This window comes from Bacillus sp. EB V-12, assembly GCF_056158125.1.
The window spans coordinates 55,553-81,856 of sequence record NZ_JBUXJL010000012.1 but is presented as its reverse complement, the minus strand read 5'-3'; the positions used below and the strand labels follow the sequence as shown (position 1 = coordinate 81,856).

Below are 26,304 nucleotides of genomic sequence, written 5' to 3'. Positions count from 1 at the left end.
GAAAGGCGTTCTATGTAAGTAGGTGTTTTTAGTTTGGATAAAAATAGAACAGTTAGGTGGAATAAATGTTTAAAGAACCTTATATTGCGATGATAAAGGATTGGAAAGGATACAAAGCATACAAAAAATTGCCGAAAACAGTTTTTCTTATGACTGGTTCAATGCTGGAATTACCAGAGCGTGTATATGAATTGCAGAAACATGGACATGATGTATTTCTTCATTGTGATTTTATACAAGGCTTAAATACGAATACAGAGGAAGCGCTTTTGTATATTCAAGATGTTATCGGGGCACAAGGTATTATTTCAACAAAGGGTTCAACAATTCGAAATGCTAATAAAATTGGATTGAAAACAATTCAACGTATTTTTATTGTAGATACTTTATCTCTTACTAAATCAATTGAAAATTGTAAAACGACTAAACCAAATGCAGTAGAGATTATGCCGGGGATTATGCCTTCTATTATTAAGCAACTAGTAGAGGAAATAGAGTTTCCTATTATTGCAGGAGGGCTGATTCAAACGCGAGAAGATGCGGAAATTGCAATTCGTGCAGGAGCAAGTGCGATTTCAACAAGTCATTATGAAGTATGGATACAAGAAGAAAAAAGGAGTGCAACCTTGTGATTGAATTGAAAAATGTTTCAAAGGTATATAAAAATGCAGAAGAGACAGCGGTTAAAGGCGTATCGGTTCATATTAAGAAGGGTGAATTTTTTGTTTTAGTTGGACCTTCGGGATGCGGGAAAAGCACATTATTACGAATGATCGCTGGCTTAGAAGAGATTTCTTCAGGAGATTTAATTATTAATGAACGTGTTGCAAATGATCTAGAGCCGAAAGACCGTAATCTATCAATGGTATTTCAAAATTATGCATTATATCCACACTTATCTGTAGAAGAAAATATTTTATTTGGACTTAAGGTAAGAAAAGTACAAAAAGAAGAGCGACAAAAGCGATTAATGGAAGCTATTGAAATGGTAGGACTGAAAGAGTATGTGAAAATGAAACCAGGCCAATTATCAGGCGGACAAAGACAGCGTGTTGCACTTGCCAGGGCAATTGTGAGTCAAGCGCCAATCTGTTTAATGGATGAACCACTTTCGAATTTGGATGCGAAATTACGTGCGCAAATGAGAATTGAAATTAGAGAAATTCAGCAGCGATTAGGAATTACGATGATTTACGTTACCCACGATCAAATAGAAGCGATGACTATGGGTGATCGTATCATGGTTTTAAATAAAGGAAGTATACAGCAAGTTGGAACACCACTTAACATATATAACGAACCAGCAAACGAATTTGTTGCAAGCTTTATAGGTTCTCCTTCTATGAATATAAATGATGGGGAAGTAAATAAAGAAAAAGGTGTATTACATATAGGACAATTGCAAATTCCATTATCTATTAGACAGTTAAAGCAATTACCAGAAGGAACAATTCGCATAGGCATGCGCCCTGAGCATATTGCACTGTCTGAGGAGGGACAAGAAGTGACGTTGCAATCTGTACAAGTATTAGGGAATGAATCTATATTGAACTTTGCGGTAAATGGAACAACTTGGAGTGCGAAAGTTATCGGACAGTTACTCCTGAACAAAGGTGACAAAGTAAAATTATTATTCTCGCAAGAAAAGTTATGCTTCTTTAACGAAAACACGAATGAACGCTTAAAAGTGGTAGCTGAAGAAGAGTTGAAAGTGGTGGCGAAATAATGATCGAAGTAAGTAAGTTACCAGTTCAAACAAAGGTGTCAAAAAAGAAAAAATTATGGGAGAGAACGAAAGATTTAAGAATAGGATTATTGTTTTTGGCGCCATCTATTTTGCTATTTTCGATTTTTCTGTTCTATCCATTGTTTAGGACGATTTATTATAGTTTTTATTTAACCGATATACATGGAGAAGCTAATCTTTTCGTTGGCTTAGAAAATTATCAATATTTATTCTCTGATCCAGCCTTCTACAAAAGTATAAAATCAACTTTATTATTTGTTTTATATACAGTTCCTACGAGTATTATATTTGCTTTGTTTCTTGCATTGATTGCAAATGGAAAGGTAAGAGGTATTGGGTTATTCCGAGTTCTGTTTTCTTCGACGATGGGAATATCAGTAGCTGCTAGTGCAGTGATTTGGCTATTTTTATTTCATCCAAGTGTAGGATTATTTAATAATATATTAGCCTCTATGAACCTTCCTGCAATCGCATGGTTAACGAGTCCGGACTGGGCACTATTCTCTGTATCAGTTACAACAGTTTGGGTGAATACAGGTTTTGCATTTTTAGTTATATTAGGTGGTTTACAAAATATTGATACGTCTTTATATGAGAGTGCATCTATAGATGGCGCTAGTTATTTATATAAGCTTCGCCGTGTTACATTACCGATGCTATCACCAACTTTATTCTTTATTGTAACAGTAACATTAATTAGTGCGTTCCAAAGCTTTGGACAAATTGATATTTTAACGCACGGTGGACCAAATGATGCAACGAATTTAATTGTGTACTCGATTTACAAAGAGGCGTTTGTGAATCATCAATTTGGAACAGCAAGTGCACAAGCGATGGTATTATTTGTTTTCATTTTCGTTGCTACATTACTTCAATTTAAGTTTGCTGAGAGAAAGGTGCATTATAAATGATTGTTAAACAGTGGAAACAAAATTTCCTATTATACATGCTACTCATTATTAGTGCAGTGATGGTATTTTTTCCTGTACTGTATGCATTTTTAATAAGCTTTATGACACCAGACGATATTCAAATGAGAAGGTTATTTCCGACCCAGTTTACTTTTGATAATTTCATTAATATTTTTCAAAAAGTACCGCTTTTTACATACTTATATAACAGTTTAATTGTATCGACAGTCGTTATGATTGGACAACTTATCGTATCAAGTTTAGCAGCTTATGCTTTTGTTTTTCTTCAGTTTAAAGGGAGAAACTTAATTTTCTTCCTGTTTATTTCAACGATGCTTATTCCGTGGGAAGCAACGATGGTGCCTAACTTTTTAACGATTCAAAACTTTGGCTGGATCAATAGTTTCGCCGGGATGACAGTGCCGTTTTTTGCAACAGCTTTCGGTATTTTCTTGTTACGTCAACATTTTATGACACTTCCGAATGAACTGAAAGAAGCTGCTTTTATTGAAGGGATTGGAAATATAAGATTTTTATTCAGTGTTGTAATTCCGTATTGTAAAACGAGTTTTATTACGCTTGGAGTATATAGCTTTTTAACAACATGGAATATGTATTTATGGCCACTTTTAGTGACCACTGATGAAAAAGTAAGAACAGTGCAAATCGGTGTAAAGCAGCTTCAGTCTCAAGAAGTTGCAACTGATTGGGGAAGCGTAATGGCCGGTGTTACGGTTATCGTTATTCCAACATTGATTTTACTATTTTTAGGGCAAAAGCAATTACAACAAGGATTAACAAAAGGTGCAATTAAATAACTAAGAGAAGGTGGGATTTAAATGAGTCTAGTTAAAAAAGGTGCTGCTCTATTAATGGTAGCAACAATGGCATTATCTAGTGCAGCTTGTTCAAATAGTAAAACAGAGGGAAAACCTGAAGCACAGGCAAAAGTAGCACCAGTTGAAAAAAATGGTGATAAAACTGTAATTCGCTTCTGGCATGCGATGGGTGGAAAAACACAAGGAGTATTAGATGGTCTTGTTGCAGACTATAATAAGTCGCAAAATAAATATGAGATAAAGGCAGAGTTCCAAGGGACATATGAAGAGTCTTTAACGAAATTTAGAACGATGTCTGCAACGAAAGAAGCGCCAGCTCTTGTTCAATCGAGTGAAATTACAACGAAATATATGATTGATAGCAAAAAAATCACACCAATTGATAGCTGGATAAAAAAAGATAAGTACGATACGTCAAAATTAGAAAAAGCAATTACAAATTATTATTCAGTTGATGGAAAAATGTATTCTATGCCATTTAATTCATCTACACCAGTATTAATTTATAATAAAGATGCTTTCGCAAAGGCGGGCTTAGATCCAGAGAAAGCTCCAAAAACATATGCGGAATTACAAGAAGCAGCGAAAAAGTTAACGATTAAAGAAGGCGGAAATGTAAAACAATATGGATTCTCCATGCTTAACTACGGTTGGTTCTTTGAAGAATTGTTAGCGACACAAGGTGCTTTATATGTAGATAACGAAAACGGCCGTAAAGATGCTGCAAAGAAGGCGGTATTCAACGGTAAAGAAGGACAGAAAGTATTTGGAATGTTAGATGATTTAAATAAAGCTGGCGCCCTTGGAAAGTATGGAGCAAGTTGGGATGATATTCGTGCCGCGTTCCAGTCTGGACAAGTTGCTATGTATTTAGATTCTTCAGCAGGTGTTCGTGATTTAATCGATGCATCTAAGTTTAATGTAGGTGTTTCATATATTCCGTATCCAGAGGATTCGAAACAAAATGGTGTTGTTATTGGTGGAGCATCATTATGGATGACGAATATGGTTTCAGAAGAAACGCAACAAGGTGCTTGGGACTTTATGAAATATTTAACGAAGCCAGACGTACAAGCAAAATGGCATACTGCAACAGGTTATTTCTCAATTAATCCAGATGCATATAATGAGCCATTAGTAAAAGAGCAATATGAAAAATATCCACAGTTGAAAGTAACAGTAGATCAATTGCAAGCGACGAAGCAATCTCCAGCAACACAAGGGGCTTTAATTAGTGTATTCCCAGAATCACGAGATGCAGTTGTAAAAGCATTAGAAGCGATGTATGACGGGAAGAATAGTAAAGAAGCGTTAGATGAAGCTGCCAAAGCAACAGATAGAGCAATTAGCATTTCAGCTCGTACGAGTCAAAAATAAGAGAAAGCCGTATCCTTAAAAGGGATACGGCTTTCTTTATAGGGAGATAAGGGATCAAAGAAATGATGAAGTCTTATCTCTTTTATATGAGTAAAGGGTCTAGAGTGAATGTTGTCCTTTTCATTATTTATTTAACTCCATTGCGACTTGTTTACCATTTACGAAAACCTCTACTACCGCTACTACAACTTCCATTACTTTTTTCATCTCTCCTTATTTTTTGTTTCATTTCTTACTCTCAGTATAAGGAAATACAGTAATTACAACTATCGAATTGGATGACAAGAGACTTACATTGTTGTAAGGATAATAGTTTAGTTTGTAATAAAGTGAAACTGTAATCAGTGGGGGGCTTACTGCCCGTTAATGCGGGATTTCAATTCTGAACTTTCTGTCGTTTTGAACTATAATTAGAAAGAGGGGGGATAATATGAAAAGAATTCTTGTTATTAGTGATATTCATGGAGAGATAGAAAAGTTCGAACAGTTATTGGAAGAAGCTCAATATGATGCGAAACAGGATCAATTAATCTTACTGGGAGATTATGTAGATCGTGGTCCAAATGCGCGTGCTGTAATTGAAAAGGTAAGAGAATTGAAAAAAGAGGGAGCACTCATTTTAAAAGGAAATCATGAAGATATGATGATTAAGGCGTTAACGACAAATGAGGAACGTTCATGGAACCATTGGGTAAAAAGAAATGGTGGAGATAAGACATTATATAGCTATGGATTTGTAGAAGAAGATATTGCGGTTAATGAGAAAGACTTTCAAAAACCGATTTTACACTCTCGTGTATTAGAGGAACATATAAAGTTTATTCAAGAATTAGATCATTACATTGAAACAGAAGAGTATATATTTGTACATGCTGGGGTTGAACCGATGAAACGAGTTTCTGAATCTGAACCATATACATTAATGTGGATCCGTAATGAATTTCATAATGGATATAGCGGTGAAAAGGTTGTTGTATTTGGGCATACGGAAACAAAAACGCTTCATGGTAGTGAGGATTGCGGAGTGTATTTTGGTAGTAATCGTATTATTGGGATTGATGGCGGGGCTGTGTATGGCGGTCAGCTAAATTGTTTAGAGTTGCCGAGTAAAAAGGTATATGTAATAAAAAATTGAAAGAGATAAGAGGAATCTTATTTCTTTCAATTTTTTATTAAGCTAAATTTAAGACAAAGTTTTTATAATAAAACTTCAAAATTTTAGAAGGAAATAGTTAAAAATGAAATTACGTAATGTAACTACATTCTTTTGTTATAAAGAGAAGAAATGTAATAATAAATAGAATTGAACTATTTGATGGAAGGTGAGAGCATGCGTTTACTTGTAGTAGAAGATAATGCTTCGTTATTAGAGTCTATCGTACAAATTTTACGTGATGAATTTGAAGTAGATACGGCAATAAATGGAGAAGATGGATTGTTTTTAGCTCTTCAAAATATATATGATGCAATTTTGCTGGATGTGATGATGCCAGGGATGGACGGATTTAAAGTGATTCAAAAAATACGAGATGAAAAGATTGAAACACCAGTCCTGTTTTTGACAGCGAGAGATTCTTTAGAAGATCGGGTGAAGGGATTGGACTTTGGTGGAGATGACTATATTGTTAAGCCATTTCAGGCCCCTGAATTAAAAGCGAGAATTCGTGCTTTACTACGCAGAAGTGGTAGTTTAACAACGCAGCAAACAATTCGTTATAAAGGGATTGAATTGTTCGGAAAAGATAAAGACGTTCAAGTAGATGGACAAAGTATTAAGTTGACATTGAAACAATATGAGCTACTAGAGTATCTCATTCAAAATAGCGGGAAGATTTTAATGCGTGAACAAATTTTTGATCGTGTTTGGGGATTTGATTCAGATACTACAGTAGCGATTGTAGAAGTATATGTGCATCATTTGCGTAAAAAATTAGAACCATTCGGTTATCAGAAAGATATTCAAACCGTTCGAGGTATTGGATATATATTAAAAGAACAATGAAAAAAGGAAGTATGTTTCAAAAAACACGCATTCGTTTGACTATAGTGAACTCATTAGTATTTATTCTATTAATAGGTATATTAGGTAGTATTATTTATTCATACACATATAAGCGTATTTATAATGAAGTGGATCAATCTATAAAAATGATGGCTCAGTATAGAGAAAAATTAGATGTTAAAATACCACCAAGAAAACGCATGGAGAATATCCAAATTGGAGATCCGCGAGTAACTAGAATAACTTGGAATGGAAAAATAGTGAAAATAGAGGGCGATAACCGTAAATTCCGTTCTATTTTTGAAGAGAATTTGGAAAGTTTTTCTCCCGAAAAATTAGAGGAGTTACAAGATATTGAAATACAAGGACGATATTTTAGAGCATTTTCGCTTCAAAAAGATGGAGAAATAGTTCAAATCGTGCGAGATATAACAGCGGAAGAAGGAATGTTAAATACTTTATTTTTAATTCTCGTTATAGGTTGTAGCATAGGAAGCCTCTGTGCGATAGGTATTGGCTTTTTCCTAGCTGGTAGAGCACTTGTACCTATTCAAAGTTCATGGGAGAAACAGCAACAATTCGTTTCTGATGCATCACATGAACTCAGGACACCACTTGCAGTTATTCAATCAAAAACGGATGTTTTATTCCAGTCACCATCCGCTACGATAGAAGAAAAAGCGATGGATATTTCTACAATTTCAAAAGAATGTAGGCGGTTATCGAAACTCGTTAGTAATTTATTATTGCTAGCACGTTCTGATTCTAATCAAATTGAGATGGATAAGAAAACATTTGAACTTGATAAATTGTTAGAAGAAATAGTAGCTCCATATAAAGAGATTGCTTCTTATCAAGAAAAAGAAATGATGCTAAAAGTAGAACGTGGTGTATCTTTTATGGCTGATAGAGAGCGGATTCATCAAATGATGGTCATATTGTTAGATAATGCGATGAAGTATACAAACGAAGGTGGGCATATTCAAATTGATTGCACGCAAACGAGTAGTTCAATTCGCATACAGGTGAAAGATGACGGGATAGGAGTGAAAGAAGAAGATATTCCGAAATTATTTGATCGTTTTTATCAAGGGGATAAAGCAAGAAGTACGTCAGAAGGAGCTGGATTAGGTCTTTCAATCGCAAATTGGATTGTAGAAAAGCATTACGGAAAAATATCAGTAGAGAGCAAATGGGGAGATGGCACTTGTTTTGAAGTGATTTTCCCTAAAAACCAAAAAATATAAGTAAGAAGACGACCTTGTTTTTACAGGGTCGTCTTTTTTTAAGGTAAAGTTAAGAAACTATTTATATTATGTATGGCATAAAGAAAGTTCGTTACATGAAGAAGAGACTAGGTGTATGTGAGTGGGGGTTATCAATCATAATGTTATCTCAAGCAGCGATGAGATGTATGTATAGTATTAAAAAAACTAGGGGAATGATGGGAAAGAAAGTATAAGAGGGAGGAATTAATTTTGAAAAAGAAAATGATGACGGTATTCACTATTGGAGTAATGAGTTTAAGTATATTAGGGGGTGCCTCTCCTTCTGAAACACAAAAAGGAAAGACAGATTACACGCAGCGCAGTAAAGAACAATTGAACAATGGTAAGATACATGCAGTGCATACAGAAGAAAAAGCAGAGAAACTAGGTATTGAAACGGAAGGAAAAGAACAAATTACACTAGAAAAAGAAATTCATGAAACAGAAGTAGGAAGGGAAGCAGAGCAGTTAGGCATATCGATTGAAGGAAAAGATGTTGGGACGCTGTCAGAAGAAATCTATGAAACAAAAGTAAAGCAAGAAGCGTTAAAGCTAGGTATATCTATAGAGAATACATCAATTGTAGATTTAATTACTCAAATTAATGCGATTAAAATTAAAGATGAAGCAGATAAATTAGGTATTTCGACAGATGGAAAAGAAATCGAAGACATCGCGGAAGAAATCTACGGAAAGAAAGTAAGAGAAGAAGCAGAAAAGCTAGACATTCCTCAAAAAGGAAAAGAAATTGAAGAGTTAGCACAAGAAGTGTACGAACAAAAAGTACAAGAAGAAGCAAAAAAACATCATATTGATTTGTATGGTAAAGATATATATCAAATATTAAGAGAAATTAATGAACAAAAGGTGCTACAAATGGCAGATGAGCTTAATATGGATAAAATGAATATGAATATTCAAGAGTTAGCGGAAAAGATAAAAAAAGATCAGCCTGAAAAAGGAAAAGAACTAAATTTTGTACCGATGGTACGAACGGATGCTGACGCATTTTATTCTTATTTAACGAATTAATAAGGGTGTGAAAGCGATAAGAAAATTGAAGTGGTATATATGTACAGCTTTACTAGGTGCAGCAATATGGAGTGTATATACAAATGGAATTCCAAAGTATGTAGAGAAGTTAACATTCTCAAATATACAAAGAGGAAAAGAAACGGAGTTTAGTAATAACGATGAAAAAGTCATCTTATCAAATGTTCCCTTAATTCAGCAGTTACCAGAATTGGATAGAGGCTGTGAAGTGACGAGTTTAGCGATGATGCTACAATACGCTGGTGTTTCAGTGGATAAGATGACATTAGCAAATGAAATAAAAAAAGTTGATTTTATAGACGATGGTGTGCGCGGGAATCCAAATGAAGGATTTGTAGGTAATATTTATACATTTTCTGAATCGGGATATGGTGTATATCATGGGCCACTTTTTCAGTTAGCGGAAAAATATTTACCTAATAAAGCTGTAGACTTAACAGGGAAGAATATAGAAGAAATTTATAAGAGTATAAAAGTAGGGCAACCTGTAGTCATGATCACAAATGCAACATTTGCACCATTAGATGCAGATGAATTTACTACATGGGAAACAAATAGTGGAGATGTTTCTATTACGTATAATGAACATTGTATTGTACTTATCGGGTATGATCAGGAATCTGTATATATTCGAGATCCACTTGAGGGTAGCTTAGATGTAAAAGTACCGAGAGAAACCTTTGAACAGGCATGGGCGCAAATGGGAAGTCAGGCAATTAGTTATGTAAAGAGCGTCAAATAAATTAGGACGAAGAGTTTTAGTAATATGACTATAAGGCGAAGGATAAAGATTTGAGGATTATAAGAGAAGTTTTATAGAGTATAAGCTGTTAAGAAATAAGAGAACTTTAGCATATATAATGCTAAAGTTCTCTTATTTTTATGATTAAAATACGTATAAGGAGTGAATATGCAAAAATGCATAATTGACGAAAAAATTACATGTTATCATTATATATTGTTTTATATATGTTAATTGTATAAAATGACACAAGTATCCACATTACATAAAGGAGGCTTATTATGCAAAAAATATTTAACTGGGTTAAATGTATGAGTATCAAGAAAAAATTAATCATTTCATTTTTTCTAATTTTAACTATACCAGGACTTATTATCGGTGGTGTTTCATATCAAACTGCCAAAACAAATTTTGAAAAACAAATCACAGGTAAAGCAAAGGAAAACATTTCGATTTTAAATACTGTTATTTCTCAAAATATAGAAGAGAAATTTGTTGATGCGACATACTTTGCAGACATCTTAACAGAGGATACATATCCAAACGGACAAGAAGAAATAGTAAGAACGAAGTTAGCGCAATATATAAAACTTCATCCAGAAGTAGAAGGTATTTATATTGGAACAGAGACGGGAAAGTTTATAAGAGAACCATTTATCCAAATGGCTGATGGGTATAATCCAACAGATAGATCTTGGTATAAAGAAGCACATGAAAATAAAGGGAAAGTAATTGTTACTGCACCATATCAATCAGCATCTACAAAAAATATGGTAGTGACAATTGCAAAAGAAGTAAAAGATGGTAAAGGTGTTATAGGAATTAATTTAAACTTAGATAACATCTTAAAAATTTCCAAAATGATTAACATTGGTGAAAAAGGTTATGCAGTTATTTTAGATCAAAATAAGCAAATTGTTAGTCATCCATCTAGAAAACCAGGTGCAAAAGTTACTGATCCTTGGATTAAACCAATTTATGAAGATAAACAAGGAAATGTGTCTTATACAGAACAAGATGATAAAAAGAATTTAATCTTTGCAACAAATGAGAAAACGGGCTGGAAAGTAGTTGGCGTTATGTTCGATGAAGAAATTACCCAAGCTGCCAGTCCAGTGTTTTATAAGACTTTGATTGTCATTGCTATCGCTATTGCATTTGGTAGTATATTAATTTATTTCATTACAAAGTCTATTACAAGGCCATTACGAAAAATAGCTGAATCGGCATATAAAATTAGTAAGGGAGATTTAACAGAGAAAATTACAATCCATTCCAAGGATGACATAGGGAAATTAGGGAATTCATTTAATGAAATGTCTACGTCTTTACAAGATGTTATTACCCAAATTAGCTTTTCAGCAGAACATGTTGCAGCATCGGCAGAAGAGTTAACAGCGAGCGTACAGCAAGCAAATGATGCGACAGATCAAATTACAATTGCAATGGAACAAGTATCAGGTGGGGCTGAATCACAAAGTCAAGGTGTTGAAGAAGGTGCGGCTACATTGCAACAAGTAAATACAGCAATTCAAGATGTAACTGGAAGCGCAGAGTCAATTTCTATTTCTTCATTACATGCGCGAGAAAGAGCTGAAGAGGGAGAAGATTTAGTTGAACAAACTGCAAAACAAATGCAGTCTATTTCTAGGTCGGTATCCGAGTCAGATGCTATTATTAAACTTCTTGATGAGAAATCAAAGCAAGTAGGAGCTATTTCTGAAGCAATTCAAAACATCGCAACTCAAACAAACTTATTAGCTTTAAATGCGGCTATTGAAGCAGCAAGAGCAGGTGAACAGGGACGAGGATTTGCTATTGTAGCAGATGAGGTTAGAAAATTAGCAGAGCAATCAGGAGAGTCATCTGGAGAGATTGCAAATTTAATTGCAGAAATTAAGGCGGATATTGAACATACTGTTAAGGCAATGGATAATGTGAATGGAGAAGTTCAACAAGGCCTTGATGTTGTAACAAAAACGAAAGTAAGTTTTACGGAAATTTTAAGTTCTACTACACATATTGTTTCTCAAGTTAATCAAATGGTAGAAACAACGAAGAGAATTGCTGGAGATGCAAATGAAGTGACAAATGCTATTGATGAAATTGCAGCTGCTGCAGAAGAAAATACAGCTAGTATGCAAAGTGTTGCAGCTTCAACAGAAGAACAGGTTAATTCCATGGAAGAAATTAGTTCAGCTTCGCAAAACTTAGCTGAGATGGCCGAAGAACTACAAGCGATGACTAGTAATTTTAAAGTATAATAATAGCAGATAAGTAAGGTGAAAATAATATCACCTTACTTATTTTTCTATTCAGCAATTAGGGGAGTCATTAACGGGATGAAAAAAAGAAAAAGACTATGGAATTTGTGGAAAACGATTACATTGTTAGTTTGTACAGTTGTAATTTTTTCTTTACTTGTGACAGATATATTAATTAGTCATAATGTGGAACGGACGACGGAGGATAGCCAATCAGAGAAGGCAAAAACAATTGCACACATTGTGGCGAATGATTCGATTGTAATCGATGGTTTGGTTGGGAAAGCAGATACCTCTGCAATCCAAACGTATACAAATAGAATATTACAAAACACAGGTGTTCAATTTATTGTAGTTATGGACATGGGTGGAATAAGAAAATCTCATCCAGATCCTCAAAAAATAGGTCATCATTTTATTGGCGGGGATGAAGGGCCTGTATTGAAAGGAAAAGAACATGTATCGTTAGCAGAAGGAACTTTAGGTATTTCCATGCGAGTGTTTGTACCAATATTTTCTGAAACAGGTGAACAACTTGGAGCAGTGGCTGTTGGTATTTCAGCAGATAATGTAAAAGAGAGAGTTAAGGAAAGTAGACATATCATTTATATTGGTGTCGGAGTTGGTGTATTAGTCGGAATTATAGGAGCAATATTGCTAGCTAGACATATAAAGAAAAGTTTATTCGGTCTTGAGCCGCACAGGATAGCAAAAATTCTTGAAGAAAGAAATACGATGCTACAATCTGTAAAGGAAGGTATTATTGCTGTAGATAAAGAGGCTAGAGTAACGTTAATTAATAATGAAGCGAAACGTCTATTTAAAAAAAGCGGACTTGAAGAAGATTTTATCGGTAAAGATGTTGAGCTGTATATGCCAAATTCACGTATAAAAGAAGTATTGCAAACGGGAGAAGTACAATTAAACGAAGAACAAAATATTTACGGAATTACGATTGTGACGAATCGAGTTCCTTTATATGTAAAAGGAGAAATTGTTGGTGCAATTGCAACATTTCGTGATAAAACAGAGATTAGAAAACTAGCAGAGGAACTAACTGGTATTAGACTATATGCAGAAGCATTACGGGCACAATCTCATGAGTTTATGAATAAGATGCATGTCGTATTAGGGCTTACACATATGAAACAGTATGAAGAATTACAGAAGTATATAAGCGGCATGGTATCAGAGCATCAATATGAAATTGGTGGAGTTATGAAAAGAATAAAAAGTCCAGTATTTGCTGGTTTTTTACTAGGTAAGCTCAGCTATGCTAGAGAGAAAAATATAAAATTAATTATAAGTGAAGATTCTTATATGCCGGAAATAGATGATGAAAGTATTACTCATGAACTTATTACGATTGTCGGAAATTTAATTGATAATGCATTAGAGGCAGTTACGAATTGTGAAAAGAAGCGAGTTGAAGTTAAGATACAACATGGGGATATACTAACTATTACAGTACAAGATACGGGAAAAGGTATACAAGAAAAAGAAATAGAGCAATTATTTACGAAAGGTTATTCCACAAAGGGAGATAACCGCGGTTATGGTTTGTATCTTGTAAAAGAAAGTATACAGCGAATAAATGGGGAAATTCATATGCATTCATTAGTAGGTAAGGGAACAACGATAACAATTGAAATACCTAAAGGTAGGGATGAGAGGCAAATATGATTAAAGTGTTAATTGTAGAAGATGACCCGATGGTAGCAATGCTAAATACGCATTATTTAGAGCAAGTAGGAGGATTTGAACTTGTTCAAGCAGTTAACTCAGTAAAGTCGGCGATCGAAATATTAGAGAAATCACGAGTAGATTTAGTATTACTTGATATTTTTATGCCTGAAGAGACTGGTTTTGAGCTTTTAATGTATATCCGGAACCAAGAAAAAGAAATTGATATTATAATGATTTCAGCTGTACATGATATGGGAAGTATTAAAAAAGCATTACAATATGGTGTAGTAGATTATTTAATTAAACCATTTACATTTGAACGATTTAAAGAGGCATTAACTATATATCGAGAAAAACTTACTTTCATGAAAGAACAACAAAAAATTAGTCAATCGGAATTAGATTCGTTAATTTTACAAAAAGAAAAAAGGGAGCCTACTGTCACGAAAGAGCTTCCGAAAGGGTTAACGAAGCAAACGTTGCAATTAATTTGGCAGAAGATCGAGTCGTTGAATGGAAGAGTGTTTACAACAGATGAAATGGCACAATTAGTTGGAATTTCAAGAGTTTCTATTCGAAAATATGTAATGTTTTTGACTGACATTGGAGTGTTAGAAAACGAAATGATGTACCAACATGTGGGCAGACCTGTAAGTAAATTAAGATGTGTTGATCAAAAGAAAATAGAGTTTTACGTATAAGCGACTTAATATAAGTCGCTTATACTTTTTTTAATTACAAAATCAATTACAAAACTTACAAAAACTATTTTTACTATTGAAAGCGTTTTAATATTGTTATTAAGAAAACGAGGGGGTGCCATATGGGAATTCAAAAGAATGTGGAAGCGGTATCATTTTCTGAAGGAAATGAAGTACAAAGAGAATCTTTCGCTTCTAAAATTATGAATGTAAAAATCGGTGTTATACCTTTACCGTTATATGTAGTATTGGCTGCTATTATTTATGGGGCATCTGTATATAATAAATTGCCAGCAGATATGATTGGTGGATTTGCAGTTATTATGATCATGGGGATTTTCTTAGGCGATATTGGGATGAGAATTCCAATTTTAAAAAATATCGGCGGTCCAGCAATACTTTCGTTATTTATTCCATCATTACTTGTATTTTTTAACTGGATGAATCCAGCTTCAATGGAAGCTGCGACTATGTTAATGAAAAAATCGAACTTTTTATATTTATATATTTCTTGCTTAGTAGTCGGAAGTATTTTAGGAATGAACCGTAAAGTGTTAGTACAAGGTTTCGTTCGCATGTTTATTCCTTTAGTAGTAGGGACGTTAGCTTCTGTAGCAGTAGGGTTATTGGTCGGTTCATTATTTGGATTTGAAATGAAGCACACATTCTTCTTTATCATCGTACCAATTGTGAGTGGTGGTATCGGGGAAGGGATTTTACCATTGTCGCTAGCTTATAGTGATATTTTAAATGAATCATCAGCGACGTTTGTATCACAGCTTATTCCAGCAGCTATTATTGGAAATATGTTCGCAATTGTAAGTGCAGGGTATATGAAGCGTTTAGGTGAGAAGAAACCGGAGCTTAGTGGTAACGGTGTATTAGTGAAAACAGACAATCAAGCAGAATTATTAAAAGAACAAAATACAGAGAAGCCAATTGACTTCTCATTAATGGGAGCAGGTTTATTAATTGCGTGTACGTTCTTCATCTTTGGAGGATTTGCTTCTAAGTTCATCGGTATTCCTGGGGCAATCATTATGATTTTTTCAGCAGCACTTGTGAAATACTTTAAATTAATGCCAGCAAAAATGGAGCAAGGAGCATTCCATTTATATAAATTTATTTCGAAGAATTTAACTTGGCCTTTAATGGTTGGATTAGGATTGCTATATATTCCGTTAAAAGACGTAGCAGCAGTTCTTTCAGTAGGATATGTTGTTGTGTGCGCATCGGTTGTTCTTACAATGGTAGCATCAGGTTTTCTTGTAGGGAAAGTGATGAAGATGTATCCAGTTGAATCGGCGATTGTAACTGGATGTCATAGCGGTTTAGGCGGAACTGGAGATGTTGCTATTTTATCGGCTTCAAATCGTATGGAATTAATGCCGTTCGCGCAAATTTCAACTCGTTTAGGCGGGGCGGCAATGGTTGTAACGGCGACAATATTATTAAAAATGTTTTCATGATCAAACAAGCTAGCTATATTCATATAGCTAGCTTGTCAAATTAAGGGGAGATTATAAGTATGTTAGCAAATCAAATTAATGAAAGATCATTGTTATTGCATAAAGAATTAGTAGGGAAAATTGAAATTACAAGTAAAGTGGAGGTAAATTCAGCGGATGATTTAAGCCTGACGTATACACCAGGTGTAGCGGAGTCGTGTAAAGCAATTGCGGCAGATGAAGAAACAGTGTATGACTATACAGCACGTGGCAATATGGTGGCAGTTGTTTCAGATGGAACAGCGGTACTCGGTTTAGGAAACATTGGACCGAAAGCGGCTATGCCTGTTATGGAAGGAAAAAGTATTTTGTTTAAGAAATTTGCGAATGTAGATGCTTTCCCATTATGTTTAGGCACAACGGATGTAGATGAAATCGTTACCCTTGTAAAAAATTTAGAGCCTACATTTGCAGGGATTAATTTAGAAGATATTGCAGCACCGCGTTGTTTTGAAATTGAAAAACGATTAAAAGAAGAAACGAATATTCCTGTATTCCATGATGATCAACATGGAACAGCTATTGTCGTTTTAGCAGCTGTTATTAATGCATTAAAAGTTGTTAGCAAACAAATGGATAATGTGAAAATCGTTATTAACGGTGCGGGTTCGGCAGGAATTGCAATTGGAAAATTATTATTAAAGGCTGGTGCAAAGCACATTACGTTAGTTAGCCTAGAAGGTATTGTTTGTGAAGGTGAAACATGGATGAACGAAGCACAAATTGAAGTTTCAAAAAAGACAAATCGTGAACATGTGCGTGGAACGTTAAAAGAAGCAATTCACCAAGCTGATATTTTTATTGGCGTATCTGCTCCTAACGTATTAACGAAAGAACTTGTACAGACGATGAATGAGAAAGCAATTGTGTTTGCAATGGCGAATCCAATTCCAGAAATCTTCCCTGAGGATGCATTAGAGGCTGGGGCAGCTGTAGTAGGAACTGGACGCTCGGATTATGCGAATCAAGTAAATAATGTATTGGCGTTTCCCGGAATATTCCGCGGTGCGTTAGATGTGCGCGCAACTGATATTACAGAAGAGATGAAATTAGCGGCAGCATATGGGATCGCTAACATCATTACTGATGAAGAACGTAATGCGAATTATGTAATCCCGAATCCATTAGATAAAAGAGTTGTTCCAAGTGTTGCAGAAGCAGTAGCGAAAGCAGCTATTGATTCAGGCGTGGCACAAATTACGAAAATACCACGTTATTAATAGCGAAAAGCAGTGCCTAAAAGGCACTGCTTTTTTGAGATAAGAAATCAAAATAATGAAGAAGTGTAGAATTATTTATGTTTCTTCACTATTTATTTAATTCCATTGCAACTTGTTTACCATTCACTAAAACCTCAGTTACTGCTACGATCACTTCTATCATTTTTTTCATCTCTCATCTCTCCTCGTTTCATTTCTTACTTTAAGTATAAGAGAAGAGAGATAATTCAACTATCGAAGTACATGACGTAGAAATTACATTGTTGTAAGAAAGTGGTTTATTTTTGTCACTTTACTCAGCAGTGATTACAAACTGATCATAATATTTTTCATTCACATATATATTTAATAACCATAATCCAGATGAAGGTAGTGACATAGTGAGAGGGAGTTCGTTTGTAGTAGAATCGATTGTATTTGAAGTAGTCCAAGTTTGTTTGGAAGTTTCTTTTTGAAAGAGTACTTGTGTCGGAGTTACAGATCCTTGTTTTAGCGCAATAATAGACAATTTTCCAGTTGGTATTTCAGAATCTAGAAAGTGCCACATTATTTCATTTTGTTCATTTGCGATAATAGGACTATCAGCCATTGCGACTTTACCTTCGATGCCTTTTAAAGGCATTTTTCCTTCTACGAAAGAAGGTGTTTCTTCCCAATTTACATCTTTTAAAACACTAAGGTGAAAGAAGGAAGGTGCGTTCACTTGAGTGGATGACGTTGCTATTACGTCTTTTTTTTGTTCTTTTGAATCCGGTTGCGTTTGTGTGCATCCAGTGATGAGGAAGGAGAGAAGTAGCATAGTTCCGATTTTTTTCATGGTGCCACACTCCTAGTTTTTATTGTTAGTGTAATTGTATTTGCTAGAAGGCGGGACAATTCCTTTAAAGTATAAAAAGAGGTCGTAAGTTTTGTACGACCTCTTTTGACATTTTTATCCCGTAAAAGCCCGATTGGTGTAGGTTAATAATTAGTGGGAGATAGTCCCCACTAATTAAAGTTTCATTTTATATTTGTTCCGTTGTATAGGTTGGTTCGGTTTCTTTTTGAGGCATCGTCAAAAAAATAACGGACAGAACGATACATACGCCGCCTAATAATTGATATGTTCCAAAAGATTCATTTAGCCAAGTGATTGAAACGATGGCAGCTACAAGGGGTTCAATGCTAGATAAAATGCTTGTTTCTGTTGCTGCTAAATATTTAAGACTACCGATATATAGAAGGAAAGAAAGGGTACCACTAATAATGATAAGAATAAGCATAGAAAAAGTTTTTAGTGTAAGGGTTTGTGAAAATTGATTCCACCCGAATGAACGATTATAAATAAGTAGTGCAATTCCTCCGATTAACATCCCCCAACCAATTACTACAGTTGTCCCGCATTCTTTAATGAGAGAAGCCGGATGAAGGGTATAAAATGCAAATCCGATTGCTGTTAATAGTCCAAAAATAATAGCTTCTTTGGATAAAACAATATTTTCAATTGAGCCATTTGTAATAATAAAGTATGTTCCTATTAGCGCGGCTATAATTGCGAATAGTTGCATGGAAGCAGGGAATTTTCTTTGTTCAAATGCAACATACATGGTAATAAGAACAGGACCTAGAAATTGAAATAGCGTTGCTGTGACTGCATTACTAATATGAACCGTTTCGATAAAGGCGTATTGCGCACCGAGCATGCCGAGAATAGAGAAAATAATAAGTTGTATAGAATATCTAGGGTGTTTCCAAATTTGAAATATGTTTTGTTTCTTTATAAGTAAGAAAGACAAAATAAATATTCCTGCAAGCAACAATCGAATTGTTAAAAAATCAATTGAGGATACATTAGTATGTTGAAATAGCCACTGAATCATTGGACCAGATAATCCCCATAATGTAGCCCCTGTAATAATCATAATGAGTCCGATACGTCTACCATTGTTCATTATCATGTTTCTCCTCTCCAGTATTTGATTTTTTATGTGTGACATGATAAAAGGAATTATATATAACTTCTGGTACTGTAAAAAGTATCAGATTTTAGTTTTATTAAGGGGTCAGATATTATGTTAGAATTAACGCCTAATTTAAATATGAATAGTAAAAAGGCATTGTATGTGCAATTGTATGAGTATATAAAAAAAGAAATTAAAGATGGATCGATTGTCCCTTTTACGAAATTACCGGCTAAGCGAAAGTTAGCGATACATTTACAAGTAAGTAAAAATACAGTAGAGGCAGCGTACGAACAATTACTGGCAGAAGGTTATATTGAGTCGATATCGAGAAAAGGCTATTTTGTATGCAAGATTGAGCAAATGGTTCATATAGAGGATAGCGGAGATAGAATAGAAGAAGTACCGTTTCAGGAGAAGAGTTATAAATTTGATTTTACACAAACAGGAATTGATACAAATGCTTTTCCATTCAATATGTATCGGAAAATTGCAAATGAAATATGGCAGTCGCATAATAACGAACTTCTCTTTCTAGGACACCCTCAAGGAGAAGCGAGCTTAAGAGAAGAGATTACGAATTATTTGTATGAATCTAGAGGTGTACGTTGTTCAGCTAGTCAAATTGTATTAGGAGCGGGAACACAAATATTAGTGAAACTATTGTTTCAATTGTTAAAGGGAAGCAATTATGCAGTTGAAAACCCAGGGTATCATAGAAAGATGGTTGTTTTTGAACAGGGAGAAGCAAGAGTCCAAATGTTATCTTTAGATAGAGATGGAATTTGTATTGCAGATTTAGAAAATAGCAATGCGAATGTTGTATTTGTTACACCTTCCCATCAGTTTCCATATGGAATGATTATGCCTATTACGAGAAGGATGCAGCTTTTACAATGGGCAAAGAAAGAAGAGAGCAGGTATATTATTGAAGATGATTACGATAGTGAATTTCGCTATTCTGGAAAGCCTATACCGGCGCTGCAAGGGTTAGATACAGAGGGGAAAGTTATTTATATGGGGACGCTATCTAAAGCATTATTACCATCGCTACGGATGAGCTATATGGTGTTGCCGAAGAAATTAATTAAAAAGTATCAACAGCAATATTTATTTTATACACAAAGTGTTTCAAGAATGGACCAAGAAGTGATTAGAAGATTTTTAAATGAAGGCTATTGGGAAAAACATATTCATAAAATGCGTGTCGTCTACCGAAAGAAGAGAGATCGACTTGTTTTTGAAATAGAGAAGTATTTCTCTAATCGTGTTGAAGTGATAGGAGAAGATTCGGGATTACACATTTTATTAAAAGTGCATAATGGAATGCGGGAAGAAGAATTAATTCAAGAAGCTGCGAAACATAGTATCAAAATATATCCTGTGTCTACGTACTATAAAGACGGTACGGCGCCTGAGAATGTAGTTTTACTTGGGTTTGCGATATTATCAGAGGGTGAGATTGCGAAAGCGATTCAATTATTACACACGGCATGGTTTACAAGAAAGTAAAAAACATCCTCCAAACATGAGGATGTTTTTTATTATTTATTTTCATCTAAGAATAAGACCATATGCTCTTCGTCCCAATATTGTCCGTTATATTTTAATGAACGTTCTTGTACACCGAATGTTTTAAAACCTAATGATTCATAAAGTTTTTTCGCTCCATCGTTGCCAACAACAACATCAAGCATAACTTGTTCTACTTCTAAAGATTTAGCAAGCTCAAGACATTCTTTAATAAGTGCTTTTCCTGCTCCAAGTCCGCGTGCTTTTGGAGATACATATACAGAACCGATTTTAGCTTTATGTTCTTGTTTTACATATGGTTTCGTTTCCAGTGTTGCAACCCCGATTAATTTTCCATCTTTAAATGCACCTAGCGTATAGTTTTCGTCTTGTGCTAATTTTTGTGCTTTATATTCAATCGCACACTCTTTATTAATAATATCTTCATAAGAAGAGCTGAATGCTTCAGGGTTTTGCTTTAATCCTTCTACGCGAAGTTCTAAGTAAATTTCTGCTTCGTCTTTTGTTAATACATGGATATCCAATTATATCACCCTCCAAATCTTTGCAAATGTACCTTTATTTTATATTGAAATAAGAATAATTTCAAAAGCTTAGCTTATATGAGCTGTTGTTATGAACAAAATAACACCAGTAGTGTTTACTACTACTGGTGTTTTCACACGCATATTATTCAAAAGGTAGCTCGATTATAAAGTTTGTTCCCGCTCCTAATTGGCTTGTTACTAGAATAGAACCGTTATGCAATTCTACAATTTCTTTTGCAACAGCTAGCCCGATGCCTTTTCCGCCTGTAGCTCGTGTTCTGGATTTATCAACACGATAAAAACGGTCAAAAATATGCGGGATATCTTCTTCAGGAATACCTTCACCTTCATCTTGTACACTTATTGTAAAAGAATCTGTTTCCATGAGTACACGTATCGTAATGGATGTGTTTTCTGGCGAATGTTGATAAGCGTTGTGTAATAAATTTAACATAACTTGTTCCATCCGTCTTTCGTCTATGCAAACTTCTAAATCATCTTTGCAATATACATGAAGTTGCATTTGCTTATTCGTTAATGTTGTTTTTGTTTTTTCAACCATTCGTTCTAAAAATGGCTGAAGAAGCACTTTTTGTTTTTTTATAACAAATTGGTGTTGTTCTAATTGTACAAGCATAAATAAATCTTGGACGAGATCAGTTACACTATCCGTTTCATCCTCAATAATTTGTAAGTATTCTTCTCGCTCCTCTTTTGTTAAAGAGTCTCTCTTTGCTACCTTCGCATAACCTTTCATATAGGTCAATGGAGTTAATAGTTCATGAGCGACACTAGCGAGAAATTCATTGCGCTCTTTTTTCATATACGTAAGTTCACTCGATAAATCTTCAATTGTTTTTGCTAAACTTCCGAGTTCATCATTTCGTTTAATACCTAATTGAATTGGCTTGTTTAATTTTGACATTTTTTCTGTCGCTCTCTTCATTTTTACAAGTGGTTCTGTAATAACGCGTGAAAAAACAAAGACAGAAATTGTTGTTAAAATAATTGTTAAAACGCTAATGATAAGAAATTGGTTCATGAGTTTAAGTAACATATTTTCTAGGAAAGATGTTTTTAATAACATATATAGCTTTCCTTGAAACTTTGTTGTGTTAAGTGGGCTTACTGTTGTGATGAACTTTGATTTTTTCCAGTTCCTTTCAACGACCAATCCGCCATCTGGGACAGTTTCTGTTTTACAAGTAAGTTGTTTTTGCATATCTTTTGTTACGGGTTCTGAGGTGGAAATAATTTTGCCGTTATGGTCAGTAATAATGATAGCTATATCAGAGTTAGAAATTGATTCCGATTCAACTAAGTGTGCAGCCTCATTCGTAATATCGAACTCAGGGTACACAGGACGTTTAGGATTTTTATTATGTTCAGCGTGTTTCATTTCTTTATAATATTCATCCCGTCTCTCGCGGCTTTTAATTTTTTTACTATAGCGATTACCTTTCTCTAAAAGAGCATCTGTTTCCTCTACAATACGCATTTTTGAAAGGCTTTTATAAAAAGATACGAAGGCAATTGTTTCAATACATAAAGCTAATATTAAAAAGTATGTCCCAATTTTAAGGGAAAGTTTACTCATTTTTTCACCATACCTTATTCATAATAAAGAGTCAGTGGTATACGATTTCCCACTGACCGAAGTAATTATTCACTTTTCCATTTATATCCGACTTTATAGACCGTTTCTAGGTAATCTTCAATAGGAAATCCTTTTTTGCGTAGTTTATCACGGATATTACGAATGTGTGAATCAATTGTTCTATATTCGATATCTGTTTCATAGCCCCAAATTTTTTCGATTAAATCATCTCGGCTATAAGCACGGTTTGTATTTTGTAAAAATAGTCCGAGTAACGAAAATTCGATAGGAGTTAATGAGATTTTTTCATCATAAACTGTGACAGTATGTTTCGTTTTATCCCACTCAATACCATTGAAACTAACAAAGCCATCTTTTTTTGTACGGCGTAATATAGCCTCGATTCGTGCGACTAATACATGCTCATCAAATGGTTTTGTAATATAATCATCTGCGCCCATCGTGAGGCCTTTCACCATATCGTAGTTTTGGTTGCGAGCTGTTAACATAATGATAGGAACGTTGGAAATTTGACGAATTTGATAGCAAGTATCCCATCCATCCATACTTGGCATCATAACATCTAATAAAATAATATCGAATTCTTTTTGTTCGATTAATTTTAGTGCTTCAAGGCCAGAGGTAGCTTTCATACAAAAATAGCCGCGAGGGCTTAAGAACAGATCTAATAATCGTAACATACGTTCTTCATCGTCTACTAATAAAATTTTTACCATAATCTTGTGCACCCCAAACTGTTCATTCTACTTGTATAGTTTACATGAAAATAATAAAAAACTCTTTTTATGTGATTGAATGGAGGGCTGATTTTTTCGCTCAGAGTAATTGACATAAAAAATGCACTAGTTTTGCACAACTATTTTTTATAATAGAAAACGTAGCGACACAAAATACCCTATGTTGCGACATAACGTCATGTCATTTTATTTATAAAATGACAATTCCATTCTATTGTGTATGTGAGATAGAGAGGGTTTTCGTATTCACCTCGCATCGGATAAGAAAAATTTCCTATCTCACACTTTTTTTAAAAGGAGATCATACACATGAATTCAAAAGAAGAAATTTCAAAAAAAGAAAAGCAAGATCGTAATACGGTTGTCATGTGCGTTGCCGTATCTATGGTTATTATTATAAGTTGCGTAAATAAAATTTTGGGGATTTTATAATAAAAAAAAAGCTGATTGCTTCTTAAGAAGCAATCAGCTTTTTTCATTGTTAGGGGGAGTGTTCATATAATAAACCAAGGTAAAATTGCTAATCCAGAAGTTACAATTGCTGTAGTAAATATTAAAAGCATAGCTCGTTTGTTTTGTTTCATGTCACATTCTCCTCTACATATCAAGTACATGCGATCAGCGTGGGATGTAGTTCCTCACTGAGTAAAGTTTCACTTTATATTTTTAGTATAATGAATGGAAAGGTTTGGTACGATCGATAAAGGTGACATGAAGATTACATTGTTGTAATGAAAAAAACATCTTTCTTATTAAGAAAGATGTTTTTGGAAAACTCCCCCACTGAGTAAAGTTTCACCTTATATTGAAGTATTAATCATTTAAGAACAGAACCATATGTTCCTCGTCCCAATATTGACCGTTATGTTTTAATGAACGCTCTTGTACGCCGTAAGTTTGGAAACCTAATGACTCATATAATTTTTTTGCTGCATCGTTACCAACTACAACATCGAGCATAAGTTGTTCTACATGTAATTTATCGGCATTTTCAATAATTGCTTTAATAAGAGCTCGTCCTGCTCCAAGGCCACGCGCTTTTGGGGAAACGAAAACGGAACCGATTTTTGCTTTATGTTCTTGTTTAATAAAAGGCTTTGTTTCTAAAGTAGCAATGCCGATTAAATCATCATCTTTGAAGACCCCTAGAGTATACTTATCCGGATTGCTTAATCGTTTTGCCATAGCAGCTACAGGATCCTCATGTTTCAAAACATCTTCATAGGAAGAGCTAAAAGCTTCCGGGTTCTTCGTTAAACCTTCCATACAAACTTTTAAATATATTTCTGCGTCCTCTGTCGTTAATAAGCGAATTTCCATAGTTGTAACCTCCTTGGTCGATTTCAAATAAAATAAATCCATTACTTTTATAAGAGTGTGTATGTGTTTTGTTAGCAGTCTCTTTTAATTTGTAAAAGAATGAAAAGATATATGCTACAATGTTTTGTTTTTTAATATGTAATGAAATTATATATTAACTTTATTAACTATTCAAGTCTTTAATATATTACATTTTCATAACTAAAATAACTCCTCAATTGAGGAGTTATTTTAGTTATTCGATTGATAACCATCAATTCGATGTGGATGTGTGTAAATATTGCAGGATTCATTTCTGATAAATCCTACGACTGTAATGCCTAAATCGTGAGCGAGTTGCAATGCTAGTTTTGTTGGGGCAGATTTAGATAGAACAATTTCACATCCGATTTTTGAAACTTTGAGTAAAATTTCAGATGAAATACGTCCGCTAAATGCGATAATTTTTCCTTTAACAGATATATCGTTGCGCAAACAATGACCATATATTTTATCTAATGCATTATGTCTGCCAATATCCATTCTTGATAGGAGGATTTTGTTTCGATCACAGAGCGCGGTATTGTGAACACCGCCGGTTTGGCGAAAGGTAGTGGAAGATTGCTGTAACGTATTCATTAAGTAAAAGCATTCTTCAGGAGTAATTTTTACATGTATATCATGTAAGTCTTTTGCTTTTGCCGCATCGTTTACGAAAATAAAACCTTGTCTACCTTTTCCGCAGCAAGAAGTGATGTATCGTTTATTATATAAAGTTTGATAGAGCGGATTCACTTTTGATGATTTTACATGGACAATTCCGTTATCTTTTTGAACCCATATTTCTTCAACATCGTTATAGGAAGAAATAATCCCCTCAGAAATTAAAAAACCAATTACCATATCTTCAATATAATTTGGTGTGCATACGACTGTTACATATTCTTCACCATTCAATTTAATAGTAATAGGAGATTCTGTAACAATCTCGTCAAGTTGTTTTGAAAATGTACCAGATTGATAACGTACAATTGTATAAGTCTCTTGCGTAGGCCCCATATTTAATTCCCCTTTTATATGTATTTCTCTCCCACATTTATCATAAAACAATGGGAAAAATAAAAACACCTATTAACAAGAAGATCACAGATTATTTTGGTTATTATTGTATATGTACGATATAATAGAACTGTAGAATAGTGATATTTTCAAGCTTTCGTAGTTATACCTTATAACATCTAGAATCGACTTCATAAGAAAGTATTTGGGTAGAGCGTTTCAAAAATATGTACAGTAATGCGGTTTTGAAAACGGATTCATAATTGTGTTGTA

The 26,304-nt window shown here is 34.3% G+C and carries 24 protein-coding genes and 1 pseudogene; 18 read left to right on the top strand and 7 right to left on the bottom strand.

Annotation, left to right across the window (positions count from 1 at the left end):
- Positions 1-65: 65 nt before the first annotated feature.
- The 16 genes and pseudogenes from ACZDYH_RS26070 (at position 66) to ACZDYH_RS25995 (ending at position 17,318) form a co-directional block, all read left to right on the top strand.
- Entirely contained in the window at positions 66-632 is a 567-nt protein-coding gene (locus ACZDYH_RS26070; protein WP_000472003.1) for a glycerol-3-phosphate responsive antiterminator, read from the top strand.
- Complete coding sequence (locus tag ACZDYH_RS26065) at positions 629-1,726, top strand: ABC transporter ATP-binding protein (RefSeq protein ID WP_434713432.1); 1,098 nt, start codon at positions 629-631, stop codon at positions 1,724-1,726. The genes ACZDYH_RS26070 and ACZDYH_RS26065 overlap by 4 nt, the downstream gene beginning before the upstream one ends.
- On the top strand, positions 1,726-2,658 hold the full coding sequence (locus ACZDYH_RS26060) for a carbohydrate ABC transporter permease (RefSeq protein ID WP_000573797.1): 933 nt from the start codon (positions 1,726-1,728) through the stop codon (positions 2,656-2,658). Before ACZDYH_RS26065 ends, ACZDYH_RS26060 begins: the two co-directional genes overlap by 1 nt.
- Complete coding sequence (locus ACZDYH_RS26055) at positions 2,655-3,476, top strand: carbohydrate ABC transporter permease (RefSeq protein WP_000635946.1); 822 nt, start codon at positions 2,655-2,657, stop codon at positions 3,474-3,476. Before ACZDYH_RS26060 ends, ACZDYH_RS26055 begins: the two co-directional genes overlap by 4 nt.
- 21 nt (positions 3,477-3,497) lie before the next feature.
- The gene (locus tag ACZDYH_RS26050; RefSeq protein WP_000060602.1) at positions 3,498-4,874 is read left to right on the top strand and encodes an ABC transporter substrate-binding protein; all 1,377 of its coding nucleotides are present in this window, start codon (positions 3,498-3,500) and stop codon (positions 4,872-4,874) included.
- A 430-nt stretch (positions 4,875-5,304) separates the two neighbouring features.
- Positions 5,305-6,009 carry a metallophosphoesterase family protein gene (locus tag ACZDYH_RS26045; protein WP_000821975.1) on the top strand — a complete coding sequence of 235 codons (705 nt, stop codon included), beginning with the start codon at positions 5,305-5,307 and terminating at the stop codon, positions 6,007-6,009.
- 195 nt (positions 6,010-6,204) lie between these two features.
- Complete coding sequence (locus ACZDYH_RS26040; protein ID WP_088362186.1) at positions 6,205-6,876, top strand: response regulator transcription factor; 672 nt, start codon at positions 6,205-6,207, stop codon at positions 6,874-6,876.
- The gene (locus ACZDYH_RS26035; RefSeq protein WP_000715832.1) at positions 6,873-8,123 is read left to right on the top strand and encodes a sensor histidine kinase; all 1,251 of its coding nucleotides are present in this window, start codon (positions 6,873-6,875) and stop codon (positions 8,121-8,123) included. Before ACZDYH_RS26040 ends, ACZDYH_RS26035 begins: the two co-directional genes overlap by 4 nt.
- Before the next feature lie 231 nt (positions 8,124-8,354).
- Positions 8,355-9,176, top strand: a complete 822-nt coding sequence (locus ACZDYH_RS26030; protein WP_088362184.1) for a transporter — start codon at positions 8,355-8,357, stop codon at positions 9,174-9,176.
- A gap of 7 nt (positions 9,177-9,183) precedes the next feature.
- On the top strand, positions 9,184-9,939 hold the full coding sequence (locus ACZDYH_RS26025; RefSeq protein WP_088362183.1) for a C39 family peptidase: 756 nt from the start codon (positions 9,184-9,186) through the stop codon (positions 9,937-9,939).
- A gap of 281 nt (positions 9,940-10,220) precedes the next feature.
- Positions 10,221-11,264, top strand: a pseudogene (locus tag ACZDYH_RS26020) (HAMP domain-containing protein); the annotation flags it as partial.
- Positions 11,256-12,203: a methyl-accepting chemotaxis protein gene (locus tag ACZDYH_RS26015; protein ID WP_474887503.1), complete on the top strand. Its 948-nt coding sequence runs from the start codon at positions 11,256-11,258 to the stop codon at positions 12,201-12,203. The pseudogene ACZDYH_RS26020 and the gene ACZDYH_RS26015, both read left to right, overlap by 9 nt.
- A gap of 78 nt (positions 12,204-12,281) precedes the next feature.
- Positions 12,282-13,886 carry a sensor histidine kinase gene (locus ACZDYH_RS26010; RefSeq protein WP_088362181.1) on the top strand — a complete coding sequence of 535 codons (1,605 nt, stop codon included), beginning with the start codon at positions 12,282-12,284 and terminating at the stop codon, positions 13,884-13,886.
- Positions 13,883-14,590 carry a response regulator gene (locus ACZDYH_RS26005; RefSeq protein WP_000598666.1) on the top strand — a complete coding sequence of 236 codons (708 nt, stop codon included), beginning with the start codon at positions 13,883-13,885 and terminating at the stop codon, positions 14,588-14,590. The genes ACZDYH_RS26010 and ACZDYH_RS26005 overlap by 4 nt, the downstream gene beginning before the upstream one ends.
- 122 nt (positions 14,591-14,712) lie before the next feature.
- Entirely contained in the window at positions 14,713-16,059 is a 1,347-nt protein-coding gene (locus ACZDYH_RS26000; protein WP_000512722.1) for a 2-hydroxycarboxylate transporter family protein, read from the top strand.
- A 59-nt stretch (positions 16,060-16,118) separates the two neighbouring features.
- Positions 16,119-17,318: an NAD(P)-dependent malic enzyme gene (locus ACZDYH_RS25995; protein WP_000880780.1), complete on the top strand. Its 1,200-nt coding sequence runs from the start codon at positions 16,119-16,121 to the stop codon at positions 17,316-17,318.
- A 292-nt stretch (positions 17,319-17,610) separates the two neighbouring features.
- Here the strand turns inward: ACZDYH_RS25995 and ACZDYH_RS25990 are convergent, their stop codons facing one another.
- On the bottom strand, positions 17,611-18,135 hold the full coding sequence (locus tag ACZDYH_RS25990) for a DUF4871 domain-containing protein (protein WP_000719692.1): 525 nt from the start codon (positions 18,133-18,135) through the stop codon (positions 17,611-17,613).
- A gap of 187 nt (positions 18,136-18,322) precedes the next feature.
- Positions 18,323-19,249: a DMT family transporter gene (locus tag ACZDYH_RS25985; protein ID WP_001059054.1), complete on the bottom strand. Its 927-nt coding sequence runs from the start codon at positions 19,247-19,249 to the stop codon at positions 18,323-18,325.
- Positions 19,250-19,369: 120 nt separating this feature from the next.
- Here ACZDYH_RS25985 and pdxR point away from each other — a divergent pair, with 120 nt between their 5' ends.
- The gene (gene pdxR / locus ACZDYH_RS25980) at positions 19,370-20,770 is read left to right on the top strand and encodes a MocR-like pyridoxine biosynthesis transcription factor PdxR (protein WP_474887493.1); all 1,401 of its coding nucleotides are present in this window, start codon (positions 19,370-19,372) and stop codon (positions 20,768-20,770) included.
- Positions 20,771-20,802: 32 nt separating this feature from the next.
- Here the strand turns inward: pdxR and ACZDYH_RS25975 are convergent, their stop codons facing one another.
- From ACZDYH_RS25975 to ACZDYH_RS25965, 3 genes are all read right to left on the bottom strand, one after another.
- The gene (locus tag ACZDYH_RS25975) at positions 20,803-21,315 is read right to left on the bottom strand and encodes a GNAT family N-acetyltransferase (protein WP_000351212.1); all 513 of its coding nucleotides are present in this window, start codon (positions 21,313-21,315) and stop codon (positions 20,803-20,805) included.
- Between the two features lie 145 nt (positions 21,316-21,460).
- A complete protein-coding gene (locus ACZDYH_RS25970; protein WP_000041024.1) occupies positions 21,461-22,915 on the bottom strand; it encodes a HAMP domain-containing sensor histidine kinase in 1,455 nt (484 codons plus the stop codon).
- A gap of 65 nt (positions 22,916-22,980) precedes the next feature.
- Positions 22,981-23,652, bottom strand: a complete 672-nt coding sequence (locus ACZDYH_RS25965; RefSeq protein ID WP_000238957.1) for a response regulator transcription factor — start codon at positions 23,650-23,652, stop codon at positions 22,981-22,983.
- Between the two features lie 330 nt (positions 23,653-23,982).
- Here ACZDYH_RS25965 and ACZDYH_RS25960 point away from each other — a divergent pair, with 330 nt between their 5' ends.
- Entirely contained in the window at positions 23,983-24,105 is a 123-nt protein-coding gene (locus tag ACZDYH_RS25960; RefSeq protein ID WP_001085006.1) for a hypothetical protein, read from the top strand.
- Positions 24,106-24,486: 381 nt separating this feature from the next.
- On the opposite strand, the gene ACZDYH_RS25955 is transcribed toward ACZDYH_RS25960, so the two are convergent.
- Entirely contained in the window at positions 24,487-24,993 is a 507-nt protein-coding gene (locus ACZDYH_RS25955; protein ID WP_016125450.1) for a GNAT family N-acetyltransferase, read from the bottom strand.
- Positions 24,994-25,224: 231 nt separating this feature from the next.
- Entirely contained in the window at positions 25,225-26,031 is an 807-nt protein-coding gene (fdhD, locus tag ACZDYH_RS25950) for a formate dehydrogenase accessory sulfurtransferase FdhD (RefSeq protein WP_016125451.1), read from the bottom strand.
- Positions 26,032-26,304: the final 273 nt, after the last annotated feature.